The 25,687-nt window shown below is 66.8% G+C and carries 16 protein-coding genes and 3 pseudogenes; 9 read left to right on the forward strand and 10 right to left on the reverse strand.

The window, feature by feature from the left end; genetic code table 11:
- Positions 1-644 precede the first annotated feature (644 nt).
- Positions 645-1,040, reverse strand: a complete 396-nt coding sequence (locus OG956_RS38245) for an LppU/SCO3897 family protein (RefSeq protein ID WP_330342579.1) — start codon at positions 1,038-1,040, stop codon at positions 645-647.
- A 121-nt stretch (positions 1,041-1,161) separates the two neighbouring features.
- Between OG956_RS38245 and OG956_RS38250 the strand changes: the two are divergent.
- Positions 1,162-1,674: pseudogene (locus tag OG956_RS38250) on the forward strand (transposase); the annotation flags it as partial.
- A gap of 425 nt (positions 1,675-2,099) precedes the next feature.
- Here the strand turns inward: OG956_RS38250 and OG956_RS38255 are convergent.
- Both OG956_RS38255 and OG956_RS38260 read right to left on the reverse strand, forming a co-directional pair.
- On the reverse strand, positions 2,100-2,858 hold the full coding sequence (locus OG956_RS38255) for a hypothetical protein (protein ID WP_330342580.1): 759 nt from the start codon (positions 2,856-2,858) through the stop codon (positions 2,100-2,102).
- Positions 2,859-2,879: 21 nt separating this feature from the next.
- A complete protein-coding gene (locus tag OG956_RS38260) occupies positions 2,880-3,185 on the reverse strand; it encodes an SOS response-associated peptidase family protein (protein ID WP_330342581.1) in 306 nt (101 codons plus the stop codon).
- A 1,648-nt stretch (positions 3,186-4,833) separates the two neighbouring features.
- Here OG956_RS38260 and OG956_RS38265 point away from each other — a divergent pair.
- From OG956_RS38265 to OG956_RS38275, 3 genes are all read left to right on the forward strand, one after another.
- Positions 4,834-8,433: a LamG domain-containing protein gene (locus OG956_RS38265; RefSeq protein ID WP_330343051.1), complete on the forward strand. Its 3,600-nt coding sequence runs from the start codon at positions 4,834-4,836 to the stop codon at positions 8,431-8,433.
- Positions 8,434-8,653: 220 nt separating this feature from the next.
- Positions 8,654-15,130 carry an RHS repeat-associated core domain-containing protein gene (locus OG956_RS38270; RefSeq protein ID WP_330342582.1) on the forward strand — a complete coding sequence of 2,159 codons (6,477 nt, stop codon included), beginning with the start codon at positions 8,654-8,656 and terminating at the stop codon, positions 15,128-15,130.
- 55 nt (positions 15,131-15,185) lie between these two features.
- Positions 15,186-15,509, forward strand: coding sequence for an ankyrin repeat domain-containing protein (locus OG956_RS38275; RefSeq protein WP_330342583.1), 324 nt, complete (start codon positions 15,186-15,188; stop codon positions 15,507-15,509).
- A gap of 67 nt (positions 15,510-15,576) precedes the next feature.
- On the opposite strand, the pseudogene OG956_RS38280 reads toward OG956_RS38275, so the two are convergent.
- The 5 genes and pseudogenes from OG956_RS38280 to OG956_RS40390 all read right to left on the reverse strand — a co-directional run.
- Positions 15,577-15,843, reverse strand: a pseudogene (locus OG956_RS38280) (transposase); the annotation flags it as partial.
- Positions 15,844-15,860: 17 nt separating this feature from the next.
- Positions 15,861-16,946 carry an IS110 family transposase gene (locus OG956_RS38285; protein WP_443065712.1) on the reverse strand — a complete coding sequence of 362 codons (1,086 nt, stop codon included), beginning with the start codon at positions 16,944-16,946 and terminating at the stop codon, positions 15,861-15,863.
- A 230-nt stretch (positions 16,947-17,176) separates the two neighbouring features.
- Positions 17,177-17,970, reverse strand: a pseudogene (locus OG956_RS38295) (winged helix-turn-helix domain-containing protein); the annotation flags it as partial.
- Between the two features lie 77 nt (positions 17,971-18,047).
- The gene (locus OG956_RS38300) at positions 18,048-18,572 is read right to left on the reverse strand and encodes a DUF1877 family protein (protein ID WP_330342585.1); all 525 of its coding nucleotides are present in this window, start codon (positions 18,570-18,572) and stop codon (positions 18,048-18,050) included.
- 179 nt (positions 18,573-18,751) lie between these two features.
- A protein-coding gene (locus OG956_RS40390; RefSeq protein ID WP_443065655.1) for an IS630 family transposase occupies positions 18,752-19,845 on the reverse strand; the annotation gives its coding sequence in 2 pieces (ribosomal slippage) (positions 18,752-19,381 and positions 19,384-19,845; 1,092 coding nt in all).
- Positions 19,846-19,975: 130 nt separating this feature from the next.
- On the opposite strand from OG956_RS40390, the gene OG956_RS38315 reads away from it, so the two are divergent.
- The gene (locus tag OG956_RS38315) at positions 19,976-21,268 is read left to right on the forward strand and encodes an IS256 family transposase (RefSeq protein ID WP_330342587.1); all 1,293 of its coding nucleotides are present in this window, start codon (positions 19,976-19,978) and stop codon (positions 21,266-21,268) included.
- On the opposite strand, the gene OG956_RS38320 is transcribed toward OG956_RS38315, so the two are convergent.
- Complete coding sequence (locus OG956_RS38320) at positions 21,234-21,818, reverse strand: hypothetical protein (protein WP_330342588.1); 585 nt, start codon at positions 21,816-21,818, stop codon at positions 21,234-21,236. The genes OG956_RS38315 and OG956_RS38320 overlap by 35 nt on opposite strands.
- Before the next feature lie 358 nt (positions 21,819-22,176).
- Between OG956_RS38320 and OG956_RS38325 the strand changes: the two genes are divergently transcribed.
- Genes OG956_RS38325 through OG956_RS38335 form a run of 3 tightly spaced genes read left to right on the forward strand, consistent with a single transcriptional unit; the run spans position 22,177 to position 24,268 of the window.
- Entirely contained in the window at positions 22,177-23,397 is a 1,221-nt protein-coding gene (locus OG956_RS38325; protein ID WP_330342589.1) for a hypothetical protein, read from the forward strand.
- 56 nt (positions 23,398-23,453) lie between these two features.
- On the forward strand, positions 23,454-23,846 hold the full coding sequence (locus tag OG956_RS38330) for a hypothetical protein (protein WP_330342590.1): 393 nt from the start codon (positions 23,454-23,456) through the stop codon (positions 23,844-23,846).
- Positions 23,846-24,268, forward strand: a complete 423-nt coding sequence (locus OG956_RS38335; RefSeq protein WP_330342591.1) for a hypothetical protein — start codon at positions 23,846-23,848, stop codon at positions 24,266-24,268. Before OG956_RS38330 ends, OG956_RS38335 begins: the two co-directional genes overlap by 1 nt.
- A gap of 119 nt (positions 24,269-24,387) precedes the next feature.
- On the opposite strand, the gene OG956_RS38340 is transcribed toward OG956_RS38335, so the two are convergent.
- Complete coding sequence (locus tag OG956_RS38340; protein WP_330342592.1) at positions 24,388-24,834, reverse strand: hypothetical protein; 447 nt, start codon at positions 24,832-24,834, stop codon at positions 24,388-24,390.
- Positions 24,835-25,107: 273 nt separating this feature from the next.
- Here OG956_RS38340 and OG956_RS38345 point away from each other — a divergent pair, with 273 nt between their 5' ends.
- Positions 25,108-25,536 (forward strand): hypothetical protein, encoded by a 429-nt coding sequence (locus OG956_RS38345; protein WP_330342593.1) that lies wholly within the window; start codon positions 25,108-25,110, stop codon positions 25,534-25,536.
- Positions 25,537-25,687 lie beyond the last annotated feature (151 nt).

Consider the following 25,687-nt stretch of genomic DNA (forward strand, 5'->3'; position numbering starts at 1 on the left):
GGAGCGTGGGGGCCGACCTGGCACGTGTCCGGTGGTGGCCCCGCCCCGCCGTCGGCCGACGCTGTGGTGCACGGCCCCGGGGCAACTCCCTCTTTTTTGCGCCCGGGAGACGCGGCACGGGGCCGTGGCGCGCCGCATCCTCGCCCCACTCGTCCCCGGGGCCGACAGGCCCCGGGCTCGCACCCGACCATCCCGGACCCCGTCAGGGGCCCGGCCCCCGCCCCCGTCGAGCCCTCGTCAGGGGGCGTGCCCCTACCGGCCGACAGCCGGTCCCGCGTGTGGGGGGAATTGGTGTCGTACGGCGCCCGTGGGAGGTGGCGGCCGCCAGGCCGTGATCCCCATGCTCCGCCCCACACGTCTCCGGGGCCGACAGGCCCCGGGCTCGCACCCGACCATCCCGGACCCCGTCAGGGGCCCGGCCCCGACTCCGCACGAAGCCCCCGACAGGGGGCTTCCCCACGCCGGCCAACGGCCGGCCCCGCGTGTGCGGGAGGGGGCGTGGTGTTGCTGCGCTGCGCGGGAACGCCCCGCGTGGCCCGGGTCCGCTGCGCTCCCCTTTCGGGCCACGCACGCGTACCCGGGCGTCCGCTTCGCGGGCGTCCCGGGGCGAGCGCTCCGCTTTCTTGCGCGCTGTGGTGCCGGGGCTATTTCTTGCCCTTCTCGTGGTTTTCCTTGAAGCAGACGACAAACGATCCTCTTGGGCCCATCTGGGTGAGTGAGCCGGTCGTGCCGGGAACGTCGGAGCACGAGAAGGTATCGACGACTCCGTCCTTGTCCATCTTCAGGACCTTGTAGTCGGCGTGCGGGTCAGTGCAGGCGAGCTTCTTGGTCTTCGCTTCCTTGTCCGTCCCGATGTTCTGGAAGCAGTCACCGGCCTTGAGCGTCGCGGACTGGTCCTTCGTGTCGTGCGGGCCCAAGACCACGAACGCCACCAGGCCCGCGATGATAAGGACCAAACCGAGGAAGGCCAGGCGGTTGCGTCGTATCTGTGCCGGGGTGTACGAGGCGTTCGGGCCGCCCTGGGGCGGTATTTGAGACACGGGCAGTTCCTCAGGCAGTGGGGATGTGTGAAGACGACCATGAATCTAGGGCCTGTGTGAGGTCGTGATCAATCTCGGGTTCTGGTCGCGTGCGGGGCCGGGAACTGGTAGGACGCTGGGTGTGACGCGTAGGCAACTCACCGATGAGCAGTGGGAGTTCATTGAGCCGTACCTGCCGATAGGCGAGTACGGTCCGTACCCCGCGCGGCTGCGGGAGCAGTTCGAGGGGGTGATCTGGCGGTTCCGGTCCAGCGCCAGTGACGCGAGATGCCCTCCGAGTTTCGGGCCGTGGGCGACCGTCTACGGGCGCTTTCGCGTCTGGCGGGACGCCGGGGTCTGCTCCGCTCTTCTGGAAGGCGTGATCGCCGAGGCCGCCCCCCGGGGGCAGACGGACTTATCCCTGGTCAGCGTGGACTCCACCACTGCCCGCGCCCACCACGACGCGGCCGGGATGCACATCGGCAAGGACGTCATGGAGGCCCTTGAGGAAGCCGCCGCCGAGCAGGAGCGGGCCCGGCAAAAGGGGGGCGGCCCGCCAGAACAGAACGGACAGGACGGCAGGGACGACCCCGAGCAGGAAGAGCGACGGCGTATCCGGCGACGGCGCAAGCTCCGCTTGAACCAAGCCCTGCTCGTGAACGCTCCAAGACCGCCGCGCCCGCCGCGCCACGCACCAACCCCACCGCGGATCAGGTTCGCCAAGCCCCCGACTCCTCCGCGCAGCAGCACCAGCCGGGCGTACGCCCAGCCTGACCGTCCAGACGCGATGCGCCCCACTGGTCGCCGGCCACGCGCCTTCCTGGCGCGCTCGGGGCCCATGGAGGAGCGAGGAGGGCAATCTCGGGCAGATCTCGCGCCGGAAGCAGCTTCGCGGGGAAGGAAGTGCCGCAGCTGCGATCGGCTCGGCTGCCTCCGCCCAGGTGGAGAAGTCGCCCGGCCTCCTCGACTCCTGCGTAGCGCTCACCGACCTCTTCTTGGACGCTTCCGTACCTGGACCGCCGCGTCCGTCTGACGGTCGTCTTGCGGGCCGCTTTGGAATGCCGAAGATCAGTTGCGCAGTCAGCGCCCGTGTTCCAACAGGAGACGGGCTGCCGGGCGGCATGGCCGTCCGATCTGGGCGCATCGGCTTTCGAAGTCCGTCGGAAGCCAGCCTCGTCCCAGCAGCCGCGGGTGGGCAGGGAATGCCGTGATCGCGGCCAGGACGAACAGCAGCGAGGCCCAGGGGGTGCGGAGCTGCACCGTGGTGTACCGGTGGTTGTTGATGTCCCGGAAACTGGTTTGGAAGACGTCCGGTGCGACGAGGTCGATGGTGTCGAGGCCGACCCAGAAGAGGTCGAGTGGACACTGGGGATGGCCGAAGTAGACCCTGCGCGTGGTGACGGTGATTTCGTCGGCCCCGTCGAGTACCCAGCGAGGTTGGGCGTGGTTGGCGGCGGCACGGCGCCGGGCGGAATTACCGACAGCCGAGCCGACCATGCTGCCGATCACGAAGGCGGGGCTGCCGAAGGCGAACATGTTCTGGTGCCTGTAGCTGCCATCCCCGATGGCCCTCCAGGTCAGGCGCTGAGCAGGTCCGACGGCCAGTGCGCGGTCACCGGGTTCGAGCCGGGCCATGGTGGCGACCAGCGGACGCTGATCGATCCGCTTCTCGACCAGGTCGGCGATGATGTCGCACGAGTGCCACAGGTACTCGTCGAGCGCGGACCACGCAGGTCGGTGGCCGTTGTCGGAACGAGGTGGGGCGAAAGGGTTGTCCACTGTCTCTCCGATATCCCCGTCTGCACGCGCTGTTGGCGGCGGCCTTCGTCTGGCAGCCACTTTAGTGACGGGTCGCCAGGCTCACGAAGGAGTTGACCCGATGCCCGGGTCTGCCGCCGTTGCACTTCTCCGGACGGCCGGGCTGACGGTCTCGTTCGGCTCCTTCGCCCAGGACGGCACCAGGCCCCAGCGCAGCGGCCGCAACTCCCGCAGGGATGCTGCGTCATCACCGTCGCCGTGCGGGGGGTGTTCCAGGACGGCCCAGACGTCGTCGGTCGGGGCGACGTTCCAGCTCGGTGCCAGTGCCTCCGTGGTGGGCCACGTGTCGACGTGGAACAGCTGCGCCAGGTCCTGCGGGCGCCGGGTGGAGACGTATTGACCGCACATGCGACCACCTTCTCACCGCCCGGCCGCTCGACCGGGCACCGCGTGACCGAGTGGACGCGCCCCATGCCGGGCTGGCGCTGCTGGGAGGCAGGTCCGCATTCACGTGCGCAGCGCCGCTCACCGGTGCCTCGAGCACCGCGACGTCTGGGGCAGCAGCCGCAGGGGTGGATCTCGTACCTGGTGGATCTCGCCTCCCGGCGAGCCGGAGCCGGCGGTTCTCGGCGATCATCTCGGCCGCCGCGCATGCCGCCCCGGCGGGCGTGTCCACCCGTGTTTCGAAGACCGGCCAGGGATTGTCAGTGTCTGCCTTTAGAGTCCTTGCGGGGTTGGACGCGCACTCCCCGAGGCCGTCATCCGGGCGCCCACGCCGCCGGGTGGTGAAGGCTGAAGGCTCGCCGGGAGAGCCCGGCACCCGGATTAGGCTCCGGGTGGGGGCCCGCGACGCGGCAGCCTGCGCGGAGACGGTCGTGAGCCTGGTGGCGGGAGGCGTGGGGACCCGTCCGGAGGACTCGTCATGGCGAAGCAGGGAAGCACCGATCTCAAGGCGCGCGCCCGGCGTCTGGCCGCGAAGGAAGGCATTCTCCTACACGGCGGCTTTGGAGCGGCTGCGGGCCGGGCACGCCGAGCGGACCGCTCAGCCGGGCCGCCGGACTGATCCCGCCCGGCGACCGCGCTGCGGCTGCGCGCGCCGGATCTATCGGTCTCCTGCCAATCGGCAGCTGCCATCACAGTCGCTGCGCCGCAGTCGCCGTGCTGCGTGCTTCACGACGGCCCACACGTCGTTGGTCGGGGTGACGAGAGTGGGCCCGGGCGGCCACTCACACGAACATCGAGATGGTTGGGCAGCTGTCCCGGAAGCCGCTGCCCACGCGGATGGAGCAGCTGCGCCGCGGCGTGCACCTCAAGGTCGTAGCCTCGCCGGCGCAGCCTGACGCGGAGAAGGCCGCCAACCCGGACTCCACTGCTGAGGCGCGGGTCGCGTCACCGTCCGCAAGGCCGTGCGCGAGGCGTGGGCCGAGGCATCGGGCACGTCGCGCGACTGTCCGTCCTCGGCGACGCCGGGCTCACCGACGACGCCGCTCTCATGGCCGCTGGGTTCGAGCCGACTCTACTCGCCGCGATCGAGTAGGGGCGGGCTGGCGCCGCCCGTCCACAGGTCATCACCGTATGCGGTTTTCCTTACGCGGTCCCCTTCGGCCGCATAAAGCAATCTTCAGAAGACCCGTCTCGGGGGTCGGGGATCATCCGTGTCAGATCGTGCAATAAGGAGCGATCTGACTTCCTTCGTAGTCGATGCCCGCTCGCTGTGTCGGAGCTGCTGGTTCGCAGCAAATTCCGGATTTGGGCGTGGGGATGCGTGGCTGGAATCAAATGCGCAGGTCGTTGCAGCGCCGCGTCGCTGTGTGAACCGGCTCACACCTGATTGACCGTGTACCGTCAGTCGCCGTTTACTTTGCGGGACCTTTACAAGATTCATATACGGGGGGACATGGTGAAGCCTGCGTGGGCTGGCGTGTCGCTGGCGCGGGGGGCGCGAAGAGCGCGCGCCTGCCTCTTTGGCGGTGCCGCGGTATCTCTTGTGCTGTCGGTACTGCCCGGGTTGCCAGCTGCGGCGGCTCTTCCGTTGTCGAAGGCAACAACGGCGGGAATGGGAACGGTGGATGAGGCCACTGCGTCCGCCCGGGCGCAGACTTCGGATGAGCCGGTGGAGGTGACGGCGGACCGCACCGAGTACTCCACGACCAGGGCGAATCCGGACGGCTCTTTCACGCTGACGCAGTCCACCACGCCTCAGCGGGTGAAGGTGAAGGACGGTGAGTGGGGGGCGGTCGATCCGGTGCTGGAGCGCCGTGCCGACGGCCGGGTGGCGCCCAAGGGCGCGGTTGTGGACCTGTCCTTCTCCGGTGGCGGGTCGGGGTCGGACATGATCGAGCTGGGTAAGGACGGTCGATCGGTCACTCTGGGCTGGCCCGGCGACCTGCCGACGCCAACGTTGAGCGGGGCGACGGCGACATATGCCAACGTGTTCGACGGGGTGGACCTGCAGCTGACAGCCACGGCTGAGAGCTACCGCGAAGTTCTCGTCGTCAAGACGCCTGAGGCAGCACAGAACCCGGCGCTGGATCAGGTCAAACTCACCGCGTCCGGAGACGGCCTGTCCGTGCTACCGGGCGTCGGTGGTGGTCTTCGGGCCATCGATGAAGACGGCAACGCTGTATTCCGTGGACCGGCCGGCCAGATGTGGGACTCTGCCGGTGACGGTGGATCTGGCCAGCAGACACAACTCATGCGTACTGACGCCGAAGGGCCCGCGGACGGTCAGGACGATCCCTCAGAACCGGGGGAGGGGGATGCCACCGCGGTGCTGCCTGTGAAGGTGGATGAAGGTGCGATCGCGGTACATCCGGACCTGGACCTGCTACGCGGCAAGAACACCGTCTACCCCGTCTACATCGACCCCTCGGTAGGCCTGGGTGTCTCGGAGCGTACGAAGATCTCCTCGGACGGCGACAAGTTCTGGATGTTCGACGGGGACAAGGGCGTCGGCAAGTGCGGCACGGCCGACGGGTACTACTGCGGTGGTGGCTATGTCGACCGGATGTACTTCGAGTTCGCCCCGACCAAGCTGGCCGGCAAGTACGTCCTGGACGCGACTTTCCGGGCGCATGAGACGTGGTCGTTCAACTGCGACCCGCACTGGGTGGACCTGGTCCGCACGGACAACATCTCCGAGGGCACCCGGTGGCCCGGCCCCAAGCAACTGGACCTGATGGGCGACCGCTACGTATCGGCCGGCCGCGGCAGTCTGTGCAGTCCTGACCAGCCGGACTCGTGGATCGAGTTCAATGACAACCCCGATGAGTCGGACGAGAATCTCACGAGCACCGTCCGCTCGTTCGCGGACGGCAAGATCAGCCGGTTGACACTCATGCTGCGCGCGAAGGACGAAGGCGACCCGCGGGCGTGGAAGCGCTTCGATGACAGTGCCGAACTGCAGGTCACTTTCGCCTACAAGCCTGGCGTGCCGACCAGCGTCGGCATCATTCCCGGCGATGGAAAGGTGGCCTACTGCAATAAGTCCTCTGCTGATCCCCTCATCGTGACCCGCGTCAACCCTATGGCGCAGGCCCGGGTGCAGACACTGGTGGAAGCCCACAAGGGAGATGAAGAGGGCTCCCTTCAGGCCGAGTACGTGGTGGAGCGCGGTGACGACGCGGCCTGGCACCAGGTGTGGACGGGGCACAGGCCCGACACGGGCTGGGACCCGGACGAGACCCTTGAGAAGGCCCAGATGACCGACCGCGCTGATGGCGGCCTGTACCGCTACAAAGCGCGGACACAGTCCCACTGGTCGTACTCCGGAAAGAGCGGAGATCTATGGTCTTCTTACAGCTCTTGGTGTTATTTCAAGATTGACTCCTCGGCGCCGAAAGCGCCCCGCATCACTGCCGGTTCTCCGTACACCGAGTGCACCGCAGACGTGTGCGACGGCAAGGGCGGGCCGGGAATTCTCGGTTCTTTCACCTTTCAGCCCAACACGGCCGACATCACCAACGGGCACACCGACAACACTGCCTATGAGTGGAAACTGCTGTCCACGCCGGCCAAACAAATTCCCGGTGATCTGAAGGTCCAGGCCAAGGACGTGAAGCCACCGCTCGCCGGTATCCAGGTACTCTCGGTGCGGGCCAAGGACGTACACAACCGGTGGGGCACGCCCGCGGAATTCGTCTTCAAGGTCGCCCCTGCCGCCGGAGCCGTCGGCCGCTGGCACTTCGACGACGCAGCCCCGGGCTCGGGGACGACCCTGGCCAAGGACAGCGCGACGGAGGGCACCCGGCACGACGCCACTCTCTACACTTCCCACGCTGGCTGGTCGACGCTGGGACGCCGGGGAGAGTCCGACTACTCGCTCTATCTCAACGACAGCAGCACCGACACCGCGCGTGACGGTTACGCGGCGACCGCGGCACCGGCGGTGAACACCAAGGACTCCTTCACCGTCTCGGCCTGGGTCTATCTGACTGACACCTCACAGACTCATGTGGTGCTGTCGGCACCGGGCACCAACGCTTCGGCGTTCACGCTGTACTACTCCGCGAGCTACAAGAAGTGGGTGTTCAACCGCACCGCCGCTGATGTCAGCGAGAACGCGGTCTACCTCCGGTCGATCGCCGACGCCGGTCCGCCACCGCTGAACGTGTGGACGCACCTGGCAGCCGTCTTCGACAGCGAGGGGGATACCGACAAGACGAACGACACCATCCAGCTGTTCGTCAACGGGCGCCCGCAGGGCAAACCGGTCGTGTTGAACGATCTGTCCTCCGCCTACCAGCCGTGGACGTCCACGGCCGGCCTGCAGTTCGGCCGTTCACTGGTCGCCGGGGTCGGGGGCGAGAACTTCCGCGGCCGTATCGACGAGGTCTCGGTGTGGCAGTACGCGCTCACTTCGGAACAGATTGCCCAGGAGGCGCAGCTGACGCAGGACGGCGTTGCGGCCGACGAGCTCGTCGCGGACTGGGATGCCACCTCCTCCACCGGCACCCAGGTCAAGGAATTGACCTCCTACCCTGCTCCGGCGCTCGCACTGTCGTCCAGCGGTGCAGTGCTGGATGAGGACGACAACGCCCTCGTCCTGGACGGAACCTCGGGCTATGCCTCGGCCACAGGCCCGGTAGTCGACGAGACCGGCTCGTTCACCGTTTCGGCTCACGTGAGGCTGGATGCCGACAAGTTGGCGTCCGAGCCGGTCGGCTATCAGGCCCAGGTGGCAGGGCAGGCGATTGGCGGCGAGTCGTCGTGGGCGCTGTGGGTGGTCAAGCCGGCAGACGATACCTACCAGTGGAAGTTCACCCGTACCGCCGTCGGAGCGGACGGCAAGATCGCTCAGAGTGCGCAGGTGACAGCCGCCGATCCCGCCGAAGTCGACACCGGTGTGGATATCACCGGGGTGTTCGACGCCCAGGAGGCCTGGCAGTGGACCGACCCGGCCGATGCCTCCAAGACCGAGAACCGGATGGGCCGACTGCACCTGTACGTGGGCGGCACCGAGCAGCCCGGCGAGGACAACTCCGGGTTCTCCGCGGTCCAGCAGGGCGGGGGCGCGCTGTCCGCAGGCAGAGGAGCAGCCGGTGGAACCACCGGGTATTACTTGCCCGGCTCGCTGGAGTCACTGCGGGTATGGGCCGGAGCGCTGAGTTTCGATCAGATCCTCTCGCAGGTGCTGGACACACCTGACGGCACCTGACACGCGGCGGGCGGCCCGTTCTCCGATCGGGCCGCTCCCGGCATTGGGTGACCGAAGACGGCACCCCATCGTCTTTTCCTCCTCCTGAACGGCACGCGCCCGGCGTGACAGAGCCTGGCGCCGCGTAGGAAGAACCGGCATGAATCGTTTTGGCATACCCAGGCCTACACCTGCCCGCAGGCACAGAGACAGAAAACGTTGGTCCGGTCGGATCGCTGCGATGACGGGTCTGGCGCTCTTGCCCGTCCTGCTGGCCCCCGTCGCCTTCGCCGCGGACACCGATCCCTTGGGACGTCCGCACCTGAAGTCACCGCAAGCCACCAAGGTCAGTCCCTTCACGGCCTTGGTGAACAAGAAGGCAGCAGCCGAAGTACGCAAGGCCGACGAGGCCGACCGCACTGCGGCCGCCCGGGCCCGCCGCGACCAGCAGCGCAAGGTCACTTGGCCACGAGCCGGCAAAGCCTCGCTCGCCATCCCGGCCGGGGGTATCGCCAAGGCCGCCCCGGGCTCTTTGCCCGTCACGGCGACCGCTTCCGCCAAGGGCAACACGCCCAAGTCCCTCACGGTCGAGGTCCTCGACCAAAAGACAGCTGCCAAGCTCGGTGTCAAGGGAGTCGTCCTCAAGCTCGCTGGCCCCCACAGCGGTGGTAAGGCCCGCTTCAGCATCGACTACTCGGCCTTCGCTGCGGCCTACGGCGGTGACTGGGCGGGCCGTCTGAAGCTGACGCGTCTGCCCGGCTGCGCCGCGAAGGACCCGGCAACTGCCAAGTGCCGCAAGCGCACTGACCTGGCCACCGTCAACAACCGTGCCGAAGAGAGCATTTCCGCGCCCGTGACGCTCGCGTCCGGTGGCCAGCCCATGCTGCTGGCTGTCGCCGCAGGCACCAAGTCCGGCGCCGGTGACTACAAGGCGACGCCGCTGTCCGCCTCCTCGACCTGGGAGGCCGGCGGTTCCTCTGGCTCCTTCACCTGGTCGTACCCCCTTCGCATGCCACCGGCTGCTGCCGGTCCCCAGCCGGATTTGTCGATCTCGTACGACTCGGGCAGTGTCGACGGCCAGACGGCGAACTCGAACAACCAGGGTAGCCAGATCGGCACCGGGTTCGACCTGACCTCCTCGTTCATCGAGCGCAAGTACGGTTCCTGTGACGACGACGGCCAGGACGGCAAGTACGACCTGTGCTGGAAGTACGACAACGCCTCCCTCGTCCTGGACGGCAAGGCGACCGAGCTGGTCAAGGACGACACCAGCGGCAAGTGGAGGCTGAAGGACGACGATGCCTCCACCGTCATCCACTCCACCGGTGCCGACAACGGGGACGACGACGGCGAGTACTGGACGGTCATCACCGGCGACGGAACCAAGTACGTCTTCGGCCTGAACAAGCTCGACGGTGCCGGCGCCGACGACCGCACCGAGTCGGTGTGGACGGTGCCCGTTTTCGGCGACGACGAAGGCGAACCTGGCTACTCCAGCGGTGACTCCTTCACCGGCAGGCACAAGACGCAGGCCTGGCGCTGGAACCTCGACTACGTCGAGGACACCCACGGCAACGCCATGTCCTACTGGTACACCGCCGAGCACAACAACTACGACATGCTCGGCGATGACAACACCGGTACCGACTACGTCCGCGGCGGCTACCTGAAAGAGATCCGCTACGGACAGCGCGCCGGCGCCCTCTTCTCCGCATCCCCGGCCGCCTCCGACAAAGTCGTCTTCACCTACGACGAACGCTGCCTGGCCTCGGGCAGCGGCTGTGACTCTCTGACCAAGGACACCCGGGACAACTGGCCGGACGTGCCGTTCGACGCCATCTGCAAGGACGGCGACAAGTGCACCGGCAACGTCGGCCCCTCGTTCTTCACGCGCAAGCGGATGACGGCCATCACCACCTACGCCTGGAACGCAGCGGCTTCGACTCCGGCCTTCGAGCCCGTGGACGTGTGGTCCCTGAAGCAGCTCTACCTCGACCCCGGCGACACCGGCGACTCCACCGACCAGTCGCTGTGGCTGGATGAGATAAAACACACTGGCAAGCGCGGCACGGACCTTTCCCTCGACCCGGTCAAGTTCAGCCACGTCATGCTGCCCAACCGTGTCGACGGCACGGCCGACGACATCCTGCCGCTCAATAAGCCCCGGCTGAAGACCGTCACCTCCGAGACCGGCGCGCAGACCATCGTCACCTACATGGATGCCGACTGCACCGCAGGCGGCACCAAGCCCAAGTTGGACGAGAACACCAAGCGCTGCTACCCGGTGTACTGGTCGCCCAACGGTGAGAAGGACCCGATCCTCGACTGGTTCCAGAAGTACCCGGTCAGCTCCGTGTCCACCACCGACCCGCAGGGCGGCTCGGAAGCCGTACAACACAGCTACCAGTACACGGGCGGCGGCGCCTGGCACTATGACGAGGACCCGCTGACTCCCGCCAAGGAGCGCACCTGGTCCATCTGGCGCGGCTACCAGCAGGTCACGCATATCACCGGCGTCTCCGGACACACCCAGAGCAAAGAGACCACGGTCTACCTGCGCGGGATGAACGGCGACCGTGTGCTCGGCTCGGACGGCAAGACACCGGACGCCGATCAGCGTAAGGCGGTCAAGATTTCCGGAATCAAGGCCGACGACATCACCGACTCCGACCAGTACGCCGGCTTCACCCGCGAATCGGTCACCTACGACGGCGACACGGAAGTGGGCGGCACCGTCAACGACCCCTGGTCGAAGCGGACGGCGACCCAACACAAGTCCTACGCGGACACCGAGGCGTACTACGTCCGGAGTGCCGCCACCCACAGCCGCACCAACATCACCAGCAAGCTCACCCCGTTCGACCGGGTGCACACGGTGAAGACGACCTACGACGACTACGGCATGGCCGAGACCGTCGAGGACGAGGGGGACGACTCGGTCACGGGTGACGAGAAGTGCACACGCACCTGGTACGCCCGCAACGATGACAAGGGCATCAATACTCTTGTCTCCCGCACCCGCACGATCGCCAAGCCGTGCGGCACCGCCGACTCGGCGCTCGACCTGCCGACCGACTCCAAGCGCGCCGGTGACGTCGTCTCCGACACGGCCACGGTCTACGACGACACCTCGGCCACCACATGGACGGCATCGCAGAAGCCCACCAAGGGCGATGCCACCTGGAAGGGGCGGGCGAAGGGATACGGCAGCGATCAAGCCCCCAGCTGGCAGAAGGTGTCCACAACCGGCTACGACACGCTCGGACGCCCCAAGACCGTCAAGGACACCAACGACCTCACCGTCTCCTCGGTGACCTACGTACCGTCGGATGTCGGCCCGCTGACATCGACAACGGCCGCGGACGCCAAGACGTACAAGACCACCACCGTGCTCGACTTCGCGACCGGCGCGACGCTGAAAGTGACCGACGCCAATAACAAGGTCACCGAGAGCGAGTACGACAGCCTCGGCCGCATCACCAAGCTCTGGCTGCCCAACCGCTCCAAAGCGCTGGGCAAGACCCCGAACTACGTCTACGACTATCACGTCACCAGCGACGAGACGGGCATGTCCTGGGTGTCGACGGGCACCCTGAAGTACGACGGCTCGGGGTACAACACCAGCTACGAGTTCTACGACTCCCTGCTGCGCTCGCGTCAGGTTCAGACGCCGACCCCCCAGGGTGGCCGGCTCATCTCATTGACTCTCTACGACACGCGCGGCCTGGCGGTGAGCCAGGAGTCCGACATCTGGGACAGCACTTCGCCGCCGAGCTCCCAGGCTGCGGAGATTTCCGGTGGCCAGGCGCCGATCCAGACGGACACGACGTACGACGGCGCCGGTCGGCCGAAGACGGCGGTGACGAAGGTCCATGGCGTCACACGCTGGACGACCGCCACCACCTACACCGGTGACACCGTCGCCACCACCGCCCCGAGCGGCGGGCAGGCGACCGCGGTGGTCACCAACGCACTCGGCCAGACCACCCAGCGCCGCGAGTATGCCGGTCCCACACCGACCGGCACCAACTTCACCACGACCGACTACACCTATACCCCCGCCGGCCAGCCGGAGACGGTCACCGGCCCCGACAAGGCCAAATGGTCGTACACGTACGACCTGTTCGGTCGCCAGGTCACGGCCACGGATCCCGACAAGGGCAAAACCGATACCGCGTACAACACCCTCGACCAGGTCATCAGCACCACCCCGAACGACGACCCGTCGAAGAAACTGCTGTACGCCTACGACGACCTCGGCCGTAAGACCGACATGTGGCAGGTCGACAAGACCGACGCCAACAAACTCGCCGCCTGGGGCTACGACCAACTCGCCAAGGGCCAGCAGGACACCGCCACCCGCTACGACGGCGGCGTGAGCGGCAAGGCCTACACCGAGAAGGTCACGTCGTACGACTCGATGTATCACGTGACCGGCAGCCAGCTGATCCTGCCCGACACCGAACCGCTGGTCTCCGGCGGCTACGTCGCCAAGACGCTCTCGTTCAGCACCGGCTACAACCTGGACGGCTCCATCAGCCAGTACTCCACCCCGGCAGTGGGCGGTCTGGCAGCGGAGGGAGTCTCTTACACCTACAACGCGCTCGGAGGGCAGCTCACCGCCAAGGGCACCACAGGCTACCTGCAGGGCGCCGCCTTCTCCCCGCAGGGCGACCTGCGCCAGCTCACCCTGGGCATGGACGGTGCATCCTCCGCGAAGAAGGCTTACCTCACGTGGGACTACGAGGAGGGCACCCGCCGCCTCACCCGCGCCTACGTCACCGATGACGTGCACGGCTACATGCCGCAGGAGCTGAAGTTCACCCAGGACGACGCCGGCAACGTCACCTCCATCTTCGACGGCGCCACCCAGGGCGGCGCGGCCAAGGCCGACTACCAGTGCTTCGCCTACGACGGCAACCGCCGCATCTCCGACGCCTGGACTCCCAAGACCGCAGACTGCTCGACCTCCAACCGCAGCATCGCCAACCTCGACGGAGCCGCCCCATACTGGACGTCGTACACGTACACCGACGCCGGCCAGCGCAAAACCGAAACTCAGCACACCACGTCCGGTGACAAGTCGACGACGTACACCTACGACGACACGACCGACAACAAACCCCACACACTGGACAAGACGACCGGTGCCCGCGCCGGTACCTACACCTACGACAGCAGCGGCAACACGACCTCACGCCCCGGCCCGACCGCCCAGCAGACCCTGGCCTGGAACACCGAAGGCGACCTGACCAAGCTCACCGAAGGCACCAAGGAGACCAACTACCTCTACGACGCAAACGGCGACCTGCTCATCCGCCGCGCCAAGGGAGACGGTGAAACCGTCCTATACCTTGGCGCAGGCACAGAGCTGCACCTCACCGTCAAGGGCACCACGAAAACCGCCTCCGGCATGCGCTACTACACGGCGAACGGGCAGACCATCGCCGTCCGCACCGCAACGTCCGGTGTGTCGGGGACGAGACTCAACTTCCTCGCGGCCGACCAGCACGGCACGTCCAGCATCTCCCTGGACGCGACCACATACGCTGTCACCAAGCGCTACAGCACGCCCTTCGGTGCCCCACGCGGCACGAAACCGACGTCCTGGCCGGACGACAAGGCATTCCTGGGCAAGCCGGCCGACGACGCGACCGGGCTGACCCACGTGGGTGCCCGCGAATACGACCCCACCGTCGGCCAGTTCATCAGCGTCGACCCCATCCTGAGCCTGGACCAGCATCAGTCACTCAACGGGTACAGCTACGCGGGCAACGCACCAGTCACCCAGTCCGACCCGACCGGCCTGTGCATGGCAGACGCGTGCGGCGTCGGCACGCCCAAGGGCGACGGCTCCGGCGACATCATCACCGACGCCCCGATCGACCCGCAGAACCCCAGCGCCGGCAGCTGCCACCACGGCCACTGCGGAAAGGTCGACTACAAGAGGACCAGCAACGGGACGTCGCACACCAGCAGTTCAGGGCATACAAGCGGTAATGGTGGCACCTCTGGCGACTGCTGGCCTATTTACACTTGCGGCGCACAGAAGGGACCTGCCGACACCGTCAATAACATGGGCAGCGGTGGCCCTAATATTCCCTCCTACTGGGATAGCCTCGGATGGGCTTCGCCTCATAGCTGGCTACGAGATTTGCTGTCAGGGAATTTTACACAAGCCTGGGACGACTTGACAGGTGTGACGCGTTGTGCTTCAACTGAACCCTTGGTGTGCGGTGAGCCCTCGGCTGGCACATTTGAGATGGGTTCAGGGAACTCCCTTCTCGCCAGAACGGCTGATAAATCTACCGCGAAACTCCTAGCCGCGCGCGTAGAAGAGATCTACGCGAAGGGAATTGCTGGAAAGAATCGAGCTGCGCTAGCTGGCATGCTCGAAGTTGAGGGCGAGAACCCTCGACTATTTCTCGCTACAAGCGGAAAGCATGAACAGACAGGTCTCGTGCCTGTAGTGGGAGGTGAGGGAAATCCTGTACGCTTCCGGGCGGTGTCGACCGGTCGGAACGCTAGAACCAACGACACCGAGTACAAAATGCTCACGTATATTGCCAATCAGCTGGGCGAGCCTTCCAGTATTCGTGGCGTTCTGACCCTTCACTCTTCACAGCCCGCCTGCTTTTCGTGCACTCCAGTGATTGGGCAATTCCATGATGCCTTTCCAAATATACGTCTGAATTACGCCTCGGGTCGGCAGCCGTAAACTGTTCCGCGCCTCGGGTTCGTTCGGGGCGCGGCGGTCATGTAGACTCGTAAACGTGACGGACAAAGTAGAAAACCTGTGGACGCCAGCGCATCAAGCCGTCGAAGACGGGGACCTTTTCACTCTCGCTCGACTGCTTGATTCAGGGATCAATCCTGATGAAGAGTGCTGTGGAATGACACTGTTGGCGCATTCGGTTGATTACGAGGCTGACACTGCGCTGCAGGGCGGAACCGAAATGGGCGTCGCAAGTATCGCAGTACTCCTCGCTTATGGTGCGTCGCCGGGAGCACGAGGTCATCAGAGTAAGAGCGCACTTGAGTTGGCAAAGGAATACGGCCACGTACTGGCTGAGCGTTTGCTCGAGCGCTTCAGTTGAACTCGAACTGAATGAGGGTAGGTCAGAGACTGATGGGACCTCATCTAGAGATCTTTAACGGCTGAGGTTACGGCGGCTGAAATTCGAGCCCGGTCTTGGCGATGAGACCGTCGATGAGGCGGGGCCGGTACTGCATGCGTTTCAGCCTCGTCTTCACCAACGCGGTGAGCTGGTCCAGGCCGTGTTTGGTGAGGTTGGCCAGCGACCTCTTGAGATGCGACCACACGCCCTCGACGGGGTTGAGCTCGGGAGCGTACGGCGGCAGCTGGTAGACGGTCAGCCATAATCGGGCGGCGATCAGCTCACGCATGGTGCGGCTGACGTGCGTGTTCAGGATGCCCCTATGTTGCGTCAAGCGGCAGGAGAGGAGGCGGCAAGGGCCGATGCCGGCTGGATCTCACGGTAGATCTCGCGGGCGACGTAGCGTTTGAGACAGCGGATGATCTCGCGTTTTGACATGCCCTGTTTCGTGCGTCGTTCGAGGTAGAGACGTGTGCGGGCATCCCGTCGGAGGCGAGTCACGACGATGCGGTGGAGGGCGGCGTTGGCCTGCCGGTTGCCGCCGCGGTTCAGCCTGCGACGCTGAGTCTTCCCGGAAGACTGCTCGACAGGGCTGACGCCGCATAGAGCGGCGAACGACGCCTCACTAGCCAGCCGCTCTGGGTTGTCGCCAGCGGCGATCAGCAAGGCAGCGGCACTGTCGGGCCCGACGCCGATGACGTCCAAAAGCTTCGGATGACAGTCACGGACAGCCTTGGTGACCCGGTGGGCGAGTTCCTTCACCTCGGCGGTCAGCTGCTGGATGCGCCGGGCCAGCAGCCGGAGCGTGAAGACGGCCGCATCGCCGGTGTCGGGAAGGCCGGCGCACCTGGCGATCAGCGCCGTGTTGGTGAGCTTCGAGAGTGCCTCGCGCAGCGCGGGATCAACTCCGAGCAGTACAGCCTTGAGCTGGTTCTTCGCCTGCGTGCGAGCCTTGACGGCCGACTCCTTCGCCAGCCGCAGCACTCGCATGTCGGCCGCCGGTCCCTCACCGGTCTTGGGTGTAACGTCAGCGCGTCCGGACAGCACTGCGCAGGCGGCGGCCTCCGCATCCACGGCGTCGGTCTTGCCACGCTTGCGGCGGATGGCGCGGTCCGGCTGATTGACCTCGACGACCTGCACGTTCTCCCGGCTCAGGAAGCGTGCCAGAGCTGCTCCGTGGGAGCCCGTGCATTCCACACCGGCTCGGCGTAGGGAGCCGAAAGAGCATGCCCAGACCAGGAGTTGGCGGTATCCGGCGGCGGTGGCCGGGAACTCCTGGTGGGCCAGGAGCGCGCCGAGCACGGTGATCACAGCTGCGACATGCACGTCCTTGTGGGTGTCCACCCCCAGGATCACGTCCTCTGCCGGCGGTTCTTCCGGCTGTGTGGGCAGAGTCGACTGGGGCAGGCTGATGATGGTCACGCGGCTCCTCGATCGGCACGGGACTGTGGCCGACGTCGGGCCGGTGGGCGGTCAGAACTGTGACGGTGCCTCACGCGGCAAGGCCCCTATCGAGACACGCTCGCCGGTCCGGCGGCAGCAGGCACCGCCCAGGACCACAGGCTGACAGATCCTCAACAAGGCAGCCTGGCCAGTTGTCCCACGGGTCAGACCCTGGCCCCGGACGGCGCCCCACGAGTCTCACAGTTGTCCCAGACCAGCACGATCGGGCCGCCGAGCTGCTGGTGCGCGGTCTGGATCAGGTCGCGGTAGTCCTTCCAGGAGAAGCTCTTGCGTCCGTCGGGCCGGGTGTCCGGGCAGGGCCGGTAGATCAGACGGGAGCGTTCGCCGGGTTTGTAGCAGGCCAGGGCGGCGACGGATAAGCGGCGGCGGGAGCGGCCCCGCACGCGGACCACAGGGGTGCGGCCGCGGCGGGACCAGGTGCGGGCGGTCGGCGGCGTCATCGAGAAGCCGGCCTCGTCTTCGAAGACGAGCCAGGCGTCGAGCGCCGCCACGGACCTTCCACCTGCGGCCAGGTCTCCTTCACCCAGCCGGCCACCGCCGCCTCGTTGCGCTCCACCGCCCGGCGGGCCGGCACCTGGCAGCTCCAGCCATGCCGCTTGAGCAGCGCGGCAACACCTTGGACGGTGTAGCTCTTGTGGAACCGGCGCCCGATGAGGGTCTTGATCCGTGACAGCGTCCAGGTCTGGTCCGGCCAGCCGTGCGCCACCGGCCCCTTGGCCAGCTCCTGCTCCAGCACGGCGAACAGCTCGTCACTGAGCAGCGGCAATGACGCCGGCCCCTTGGAGGCCAGGGATCTCGGCCCGCCTTGGGACCAGGCCTTGCGCCAGCGCTGTACCGACCGGACGCTGACCCGCAGGTCGTGCGCGATGACCGTGCTCTCGTCGCCCTGGGCGAACCGCTCGGCCGCCTCCATCCTCAACTTCTCGCGGAAGGCCCGCCGCTCGTCGGTCAGCCCGCCCCCTTGCGCATACCTCATGCAGTCGGCATACCGCAGGGATCACGGCCCGTCAGCCTGGCGACACCACGCTTTGAAGCTCAGTATGAAGTCCTGTGTCAGTCCCACCAGAGCACGAGGAGAAGGTGCCGTTGGGATGCAGCAAGGTAGAACTCGCGCAGGGCATTGAAGTGCCCCAGCAGGTACTTCCTCGGGCCACCGACGATCTTGTCCGCTCCATGACCGATCACGGAAGCGGCCTCGGTGTCTTCTGTCGGCAGGCCGGCCAGGACGGTCGGGAAGTCGATTTGACCGAGCAGTTCCGAGACGCGGGCCACTTGAGCTGCAGAAAGGGCGGTGGGAGGAGGTCCGAAGGGACCGATGGCATGCGGGTGTGTGTTGAGGAAGCCGAGATCGATCGCCGAATCGCCCTCAGTGGCCTGTCGGAGAGCATCGAGGTGGGCGCCGTCCAGACCTGCCAGCCCGCAGACCCGTTCCAACATGGCCGGTGCCCAGTCCAGGTCCAGGACGTCCGCCGGCGGCGGATCCCAGTTGGGATCTCCATCGGTCGATGTTCCGGCTGACTGGCGGCAGGCGGCGAGATACTCCGCCGGGAGGCGGGCAAGTTGCTGAGTGACGGCCATGACGGCAGTATCCCGACGGCGTCCACCGGTTTTCCGCCTTGGTTGGGGTCTTGCCGTTCTTGTCGGTGGGGCTCTGGGGGCGCTTGTTGGTGCGGTAGCTGGGGCTGTTCATGATGACCTGGAACAGCTCCGAGATGACCAGGTCCATCGTTCCCGAACACCGCCGTACCCATGAGCAATTACTGAGCTCTTCGGGTTGTTGTCGGCTGGTGGGTGAGTGTGAGTCCGGTGCCGGTGAGGCAGCCGTCGATCAGGTCGGGGCGGAGTTGGATGTGGCGCAGGCCCCGGCGGAGGGTGCGCTCGAGGTGTTCATCGTCGGTGAAGGCGGTGTTGGCCAGTGGGCCACGCCGTAACAGGGACCAGATGCCCTCGACCGGGTTCAGGTCCGGTGCGTATGAGGGAAGTTGGATGATGGTGAGCCAGTCGTGTGCGGCCGCATAGTCCCGCATCCCGGCAGCCCGGTGGGTGTTGAGGTTGTCCCAGATCAGCACGATGGGTGCTTGGAGCTGGATGTGGGCACGGACGACCAGGTCGCGGTAGTCGCTCCAGGCGAAGGTGTCGCGTCCTTTGCCCCGATGCTTGCGGTGACGGCGCGGCCGGTAGATGAGCCGGGAGGTCTCGCCGGGCTTGTAGCAGCACATCGCGGCGATCGACCAGCGGCGCCAGGAGCGGCCCCGCACCCGCACCACCGGCGTGTGTCCACGCCGGCCCCAGGTGCGGGCACGCGGCGGCGTCATCGAGAACCCGGCCTCGTCCTCGAAGACGATGTACGCCCCCAGCGCCGCCGCAGTCATTCCGCCTGCGGCCACACATCCTTCTTCCACAGGCCCACCGCATGCTCGTCGCGCTCCAGCGCCCGGCGGGCCGGAGATTGCCAGGACCAGCCGTGCCGGTGCAGCAGCCGCCACACCGTCGCCGAGGAGCAGTCCAACCTGAACTTCCGCGCGATCAGCACCCTGATTCGGGCCAGGGTCCACCGCTGGTCCTCCCAGCCGTGCACGGTCGGCCCCAGCGCCAACTCCTGCTCCAGCTCGGTGAACTGCTCGTCGGACAGTTTGGGCAGTTTCGGCGGCCCCGCGGAAGCCAACGCGGCCATTCCGCCCTCCCGCCAGGCACGGCGCCAGCGTTCCACCGACCGCTCACTGACCCGCAGATCCTTCGCGATCACCGCGGTTCTCTCACCACCAACGAACCGCGCACCGGCCTCGTACCGGATCCGCTCCCGAAACCGCCGCCGCTGCGCGGTCAGCCCACCACCCTGCGCGTACCGCATACCACCGGCCTACCGCAGGGATCACCACACGTCACCACCCCCGACAACAACCCGAAGAGATCAGTAATCAGGGGCAGGGCATCGCGCAAGTCTCCCTGGTGAACGGGCAGTTCAACCGAAGGAGCACGCGATGGCCTTGTCCCAGTCTGAGCTGATGCGGCTGCTTGAGTCACTACGTCGTGCCGATGGAGTTGAAGCAATCAGGGTGGTGTGCGAGCGCATCCTGCAGGAGCTGATCGAGGCCGAGGCCACCGAGGCGATCGGTGCCGCGCCGCGTGAGCATTCCCAGACGCGCACGACCTGGCGCAACGGCCACCGGGACAGGCTGCTGACCACGCAGGCCGGTGACCTGGACCTGAAGATCCCGAAGGTGCGGAGCGGGTCGTTCTTCCCGTCGTTGCTGGAACGCCGGCGGCGGATCGACCGGGCGTTGTTCGCCGTGGTGATGGAGGCATACGTGCACGATGTCTCGACCCGCTCGGTCGACGACCTGGTCAAAGCACTCGGTGCGGACAGCGGGATCTCCAAGTCCGAGGTCTCCCGCATCTGCGGTGAGCTGGATGCGGAACTGACCGCGTTCAAGGAGCGGCCGATGGACCACACGGTCTTCCCTTACATCTTCCTGGACGCTACCTACTGCAAGGTGAGGGTCAACCACCGGATCGCGTCGCAGGCCGTGGTGATCGCGACCGGGATCTCCGCCACCGGGCACCGCGAGATCCTCGGGCATGGGGGTCCCCCCGCTCGAGCGGAGTCGAGAGTGGGGGAGGTCGGCGACAGCGAGTCGAAGCCGTTCTGGACGAAGTTCCTGCGCTCGCTGCGGGCCCGCGGCCTGGAGAACGTCCAGCTGGTCATCTCCGACAGCCACAGCGGTCTGGTGGCCGCTATCCGCACCGTTTTCCTCGGCGCGGCCTGGCAAAGGTGCCGGGTTCACTTCGTCCGGGACGTGTTCTCGTTGATCGAGAGGGGCTCTGGTGAGATGGTCGCCGCCACCATCCGCACCATCTTCGCGCAGACCACCGGCGAGCAGGTGCGCACCCAGCTCAACGTGGTCGCCGACATGCTCGGACGGCAGTTCCCGCAGGTCAAGGCGATGCTGCTGGACGCGGCGACGGACATCACCGCGTTCGCCGACTTCCCGCCGGCGCACTGGACGAAGATCTGGTCGACCAATCCGCTGGAGCGGCTGAACCGGGAGATCAAACGGCGGGCCGATGTCGTCCAGGTCTTTCCCAACCCCGCCGCTCTGGACCGGCTCGCCGCCGCGGTGCTGGCTGAACTCCACGACGAGTGGCAGGTCTTCGACCGCCGCTACTTCTCCGAAGCCTCCATGGCCGAGCTCTTCACCGCCAAGCCGGCCGAACCCGAACCCGAACCCGAACCCGAGATCACCCCACAACCGGAACCGAAACAGCTGCCGTGACTACACCACCCCGCGGGACATGACCGGCGGCCGGATCGGGACAGCAGCCCGAGCGCATGGCGAGAGATTCCTCGGGCCGCATGCCGGTCAGGTAGGCACAGACGATGAACGCGGCCGTACCCAGATGCCGAAGGAGCGCCGGGGCCTCTGCGTAGTCGAGATGGGTACGCCACGGCCGACCGGCGACGGTCCCCGTCACGGGGACATCCAGCGGACAGGGGCTGGGCCGCTCGACGACGGCCTGGCGCAGCCGGTGCACGAGAGAGATCCGGCTGACCTGGTGCAGGGAGGCACCGGTGCGGCCGGCCAGATAGGTACGCGCCACCTCGCTCCTGCTGCCCTTGCGGATGGCAGGAATCGCCGCCCCGGAGGTGAAAGCAGACTCGAGGAGACGGTGCAGGGCGGCACGACCCTGGGGGTCGGCCTGGTTGGTGGCGGCGGCCTGGGTCAGCCGGACCGTCTCGGCCCAGGCCGCGAGGACGCCGATCCGCTCCGGGTTCTCCGGCGCGCGGGTCCGCCAGTACTCGAAATCCTCAACGTCCCGCTCCACCGCCTCGCGCCAGCCTTTCTCTCGCCCTCACAGGAACGTCAGGAACTAGGCGATGTCCGTCGCGTAGTTGAGCCGGGTCGACACGGCGTGCGAACGGAAGGCCCGGGACTGGACGTACCGGGTCAGCAACGGGTCCACCCGACAGTCTGGCGCCAGGAAGATGGCGTCTCCGGGACGGGCCCCTGACTCCGCCTCGCGTTCCGCCAAGCCCTCGGCCCAGCCCTGCAGCTCATCCGACCCAGATCGCGGCTCGGCCGCCCGCACCCAGAAAACACGCCATGCACGCACAGATCAGCCCTTCAGAAGCCGCTTCAACACGCGCATTCAATAGGGAATTCATCGCCTTGGGAGAGCGCCGATGACCGTGCAGTACACCACCGCCGGATGGGCCCGGGCCCTCACCCACGCCCTCCACCAAGCCGCCGGTGACGCCTCCCTCCAAGACAGGGCGCGACGCCTGCTCGCCACCGGCCAGGCCAGCCCGCTCAACGTCAACCAGGGCTTCGCCACCACCAAGTTCCCGCTGCCCGGCGGTCGCGTCGCCCGGCCCCGCCTGCTGGTCACCCCCCTCACCGCCGGCGACTGGGACCGCATGGAGACCGCGATCTGCGCCCGCCCCGACGCCGCCGCTCTCGCCGGAACCGCCGCCATCAGCGACCAGCTCACCGACCCCGCTCACACCGCCGGCATCCCGATCGTCCCTAGCGCGCAGGACATCTCCCACACCTGCACCTGCACCCCCGACGCCGCTCGCGCCGCGTGCCCCCACTCCGTCGCCGTCGGCATCCTCCTCACCGAGCGGGTACGCACCGCGCCCGCCCCTCTGTTCACCCTGCGTGGCCGCGCCCACCACCACCTGAAGAAGCGGCTGCGCGCGAACAGCCCGGCACCCCAGCCCGCCGACCCACCGGTACCCACCGCCGACCCCACCACGACACCCCTCAGCCCGCGACCGCGATTCCGGCACAAGCCACCAGAACGCGCCGGCCGATCCCGGACTCGGTCCCGCCTGGACCTCACCCAGGCACTCCCCGTGCTGCACGCCCCGCTGCCCGAACCCCCCGAGCCGCTGCCGGGCACCCAGGCCCTGCGCGCGCTCGCGGCGAACGCCGCTCGCGCCGGAACCTGCCTTGACGGGCAACAGCCCGCTGCAGGTCCTACCGCTGGTGGGGACATCGCGCGGTTCCTGTCCCTGGTGCACGGCGCCGCGTTCCGGCAGGCCGCCATGGACCACCTCGGCCTGGACATCGTCGGCATGGGGCACCTGCAACTCGCCCACACTCACGGCGGACCAGCCGGCGCCGCCGTCTACCTCGAGGCGTTCAGCGTCGACCACGACACCCACGCCCACGCCCAGGCCAGCATCCAGCCCCTGCGCCCCGCCCCCACCGCCACCATCCTCTGCGAGGACAACCGGCTCACCGACGAGGCAGCCGGCATCCAGCTCAGGTACGGGCCCGACGGACGCTGGTGCCCCTACCGCGCCCCGTACGGCATCTGGCAACCCGTCCCCGGCCCCTCTCCCGACCCCGCCCAGGCTTACCGGGCCGCACGACGCTCCAACCAGCGCGCTTCATAACTGTGGAAGAAGGCCCCCGAGTGATACCCGAGCCCCGCAGACGCGGATCCATCCCAATGGCCGAACCGACGTACGTCTACGTCATGGTGCACCGGGTCCTTCGAGCCGCGAAGGTTGGGAAGGGCATGGCCCGGGCTGGCCGGATATCCGGTCACCTGGCGAAGGGCTGGGATGTCTACCGGGCCGTACTGATGCCGGACCACGCCTCCGCCTCGGAGATCGAAAGTCGGGTCAAAAGCCAGCTGGAGTCCGAGGGCCTGGCCCGATTCCTGCCTCAAGCCCAGAGGCCCCAGGGTGGCTACACCGAGACAGTGTCTCTGGCCCATAAGTCGGCGGCTGAATTATGGCGGATGGTGCTGGACGCCGAGGCTGCGACTGTAGTGGCCTCCAACCCCGGCAATGTCGAGTCCGAGTATGTGGAGGACCTGACCCCTCTGGTCCTACAGTAATGCTCGCCTGGAGCGGACGCGAGCGGATGCTCTTGCTCGCCAACGGCCTTCCCGACGGCAAGCACGAAGGACCGCTTGAGTGGTCGGTTGCGCAAGAGCTGGCCGCCCGGCCCGGCTGGAGAGTCTGGGCCGCGATGACGACGGTGGAATACGGCGGTGACCCTTACGTGGACGTCGACGAGTGGTACCGATCTACCCATGGCGTCCTCGACCTGGAGCCCTACATTGACCCGGACATGATTGATAAGTACGGGATCTCGGCGTACTGGGTGGCCCCTTCCGTGGGTAAGGGACAGGAGATCATGCACAGGGTGATCGAGAAGATCGGCCTGGACGCGGTACGGGTCCAGGCCGGCATGCCTGGTAGCACCGTTCAGTGGGAACGGGTCGAAGCCTTGCGTCTGCACGCGCAGCGCGACTGACCCCTGAGCCAGGCCGCCGACCTCGTGGTAGGGGTAGGGCACCGAGCCCCGGGCATCAACCTGGTCGCGTCGCACCAGGTTTCGCGATGCGTCCGGGCGCCGGCGTTTCGAATGGGCCTCTACCGCATCGCTGCGTAGTCCTGCGGTGCCTTGCGGAGAATCTCGATCATCTGGTCTGCTGTCAGCTTCCGGAAGGCCACCGCGGACGCGCTCGCGATCTTTCGGAACAGGACGTCGGTGGGGATCGGAGGTAGGTCCGCGAAGAGTGGGTGATGCTCGGATCCGGCGCCTTCGCTGAATTCGCGGTGCAGCAACCACACGGCCTCGGCGAACATGGGGTAACTGGTCTCGTATTTGCTCCACAGGCACCGCAGCGCGTCGCCGCCGAAGTCTCGGTTGATGAATCCCCAGACGTACGACATCTCGGCCGTCTTGTCCGGGTGCCTGTTGTCGTTCAGGTACCGGACCCAGTCGTTGAGGATGTCCCAGCGCAGCGCGCTGACGATCACCCCGGTCGGTGCTTCGCTCGGTCGTAACTGGGTTGCGAACTCGTCGTCGATGGTCATCTGGCGACGGTAGCGAAAGCGCCGCCGCCCCGCCACGGCGCCCGCTCGCCACCTCGATCTGCCGTCCCCGCGCTGGAAGGAGGCGGCACAAGAACCTTTCGCGCTGGGTCCTCAGACAAGCAGCTGCCTCTCGCCAAGCTCGCCCGCGACCGGGGCAGGTCGGCTTGGGAGCACGTCCAGGGAGCTCCAGGAGACGACACCGGTCAGGTCCTGGAAGTGCTCTGTGTTCTTTATTCGCTCCCACACCCTCGCCCGGGACTCCACGATGATCCCATGACGAATCATGCCGTGTTCTCCCATTCTCGTCCGAGCCCCTGGACAGAGGACTATGCGGTCCTCGGCGGCCGGCCTGCCGCCTCTTCCTCCGAAGGCGCTGAGCCGGAGGCGGAGACCGATGCGGAGCTCGCATTCGCGTTCCGCACCGCCGCCGACGTTTTGGCCGAACACTGGCACGACGACCGGGCGGACGATTCGTTGGTACTGGTCGTGCTGTACAACTACCGGCACGCTCTCGAACTGGCGCTCAAAGTGGTGCTCCGCGCCCTGGTCGACAGCATCAAGTTCGAGGTCGCGACTGACTACCTCGCCCAGCTCGCGCCGATGTTCCGGATGCACCTTCAGGAAGACGTCACATCACTCTGCGACGAGGTCCATGCCCTGGATCCGAGTGGTCAGGCGCTGCGATACACCATGGTTAAGTGAGCGTTTGGTTCGATTATCGAATGGTTCATGGCGATTCTCGGCGACCACACCGTGCACGCAACCAAGCGATCCGTCGGAAAAGGGGCTTCTGCCGCAATCAGTAGACCAGTTATACGCCGGTTTCCTTGCGAGAACTCCCGTCTCGTTTAGA

This window comes from Streptomyces sp. NBC_00557, from assembly GCF_036345995.1.
Taxonomy (GTDB): Bacteria; Actinomycetota; Actinomycetes; order Streptomycetales; family Streptomycetaceae; genus Streptomyces.

Excerpts from the sequence above, each read along its gene's own strand:
- OG956_RS38260 (WP_330342581.1), bottom strand. The coding sequence starts at position 3,185 with ATGTGCGGTCAATACGTCTCCACCCGGCGCCCGCAGGACCTGGCGCAG.
- OG956_RS38265 (WP_330343051.1), top strand. The coding sequence starts at position 4,834 with ATGGGAACGGTGGATGAGGCCACTGCGTCCGCCCGGGCGCAGACTTCG.
- OG956_RS38270 (WP_330342582.1), top strand. The coding sequence starts at position 8,654 with ATGACGGGTCTGGCGCTCTTGCCCGTCCTGCTGGCCCCCGTCGCCTTC.
- OG956_RS38300 (WP_330342585.1), bottom strand. The coding sequence starts at position 18,572 with ATGGCCGTCACTCAGCAACTTGCCCGCCTCCCGGCGGAGTATCTCGCC.
- OG956_RS38315 (WP_330342587.1), top strand. The coding sequence starts at position 19,976 with ATGGCCTTGTCCCAGTCTGAGCTGATGCGGCTGCTTGAGTCACTACGT.
- OG956_RS38325 (WP_330342589.1), top strand. The coding sequence starts at position 22,177 with ATGACCGTGCAGTACACCACCGCCGGATGGGCCCGGGCCCTCACCCAC.
- OG956_RS38330 (WP_330342590.1), top strand. The coding sequence starts at position 23,454 with ATGGCCGAACCGACGTACGTCTACGTCATGGTGCACCGGGTCCTTCGA.
- OG956_RS38335 (WP_330342591.1), top strand. The coding sequence starts at position 23,846 with ATGCTCGCCTGGAGCGGACGCGAGCGGATGCTCTTGCTCGCCAACGGC.
- OG956_RS38340 (WP_330342592.1), bottom strand. The coding sequence starts at position 24,834 with ATGACCATCGACGACGAGTTCGCAACCCAGTTACGACCGAGCGAAGCA.
- OG956_RS38345 (WP_330342593.1), top strand. The coding sequence starts at position 25,108 with ATGACGAATCATGCCGTGTTCTCCCATTCTCGTCCGAGCCCCTGGACA.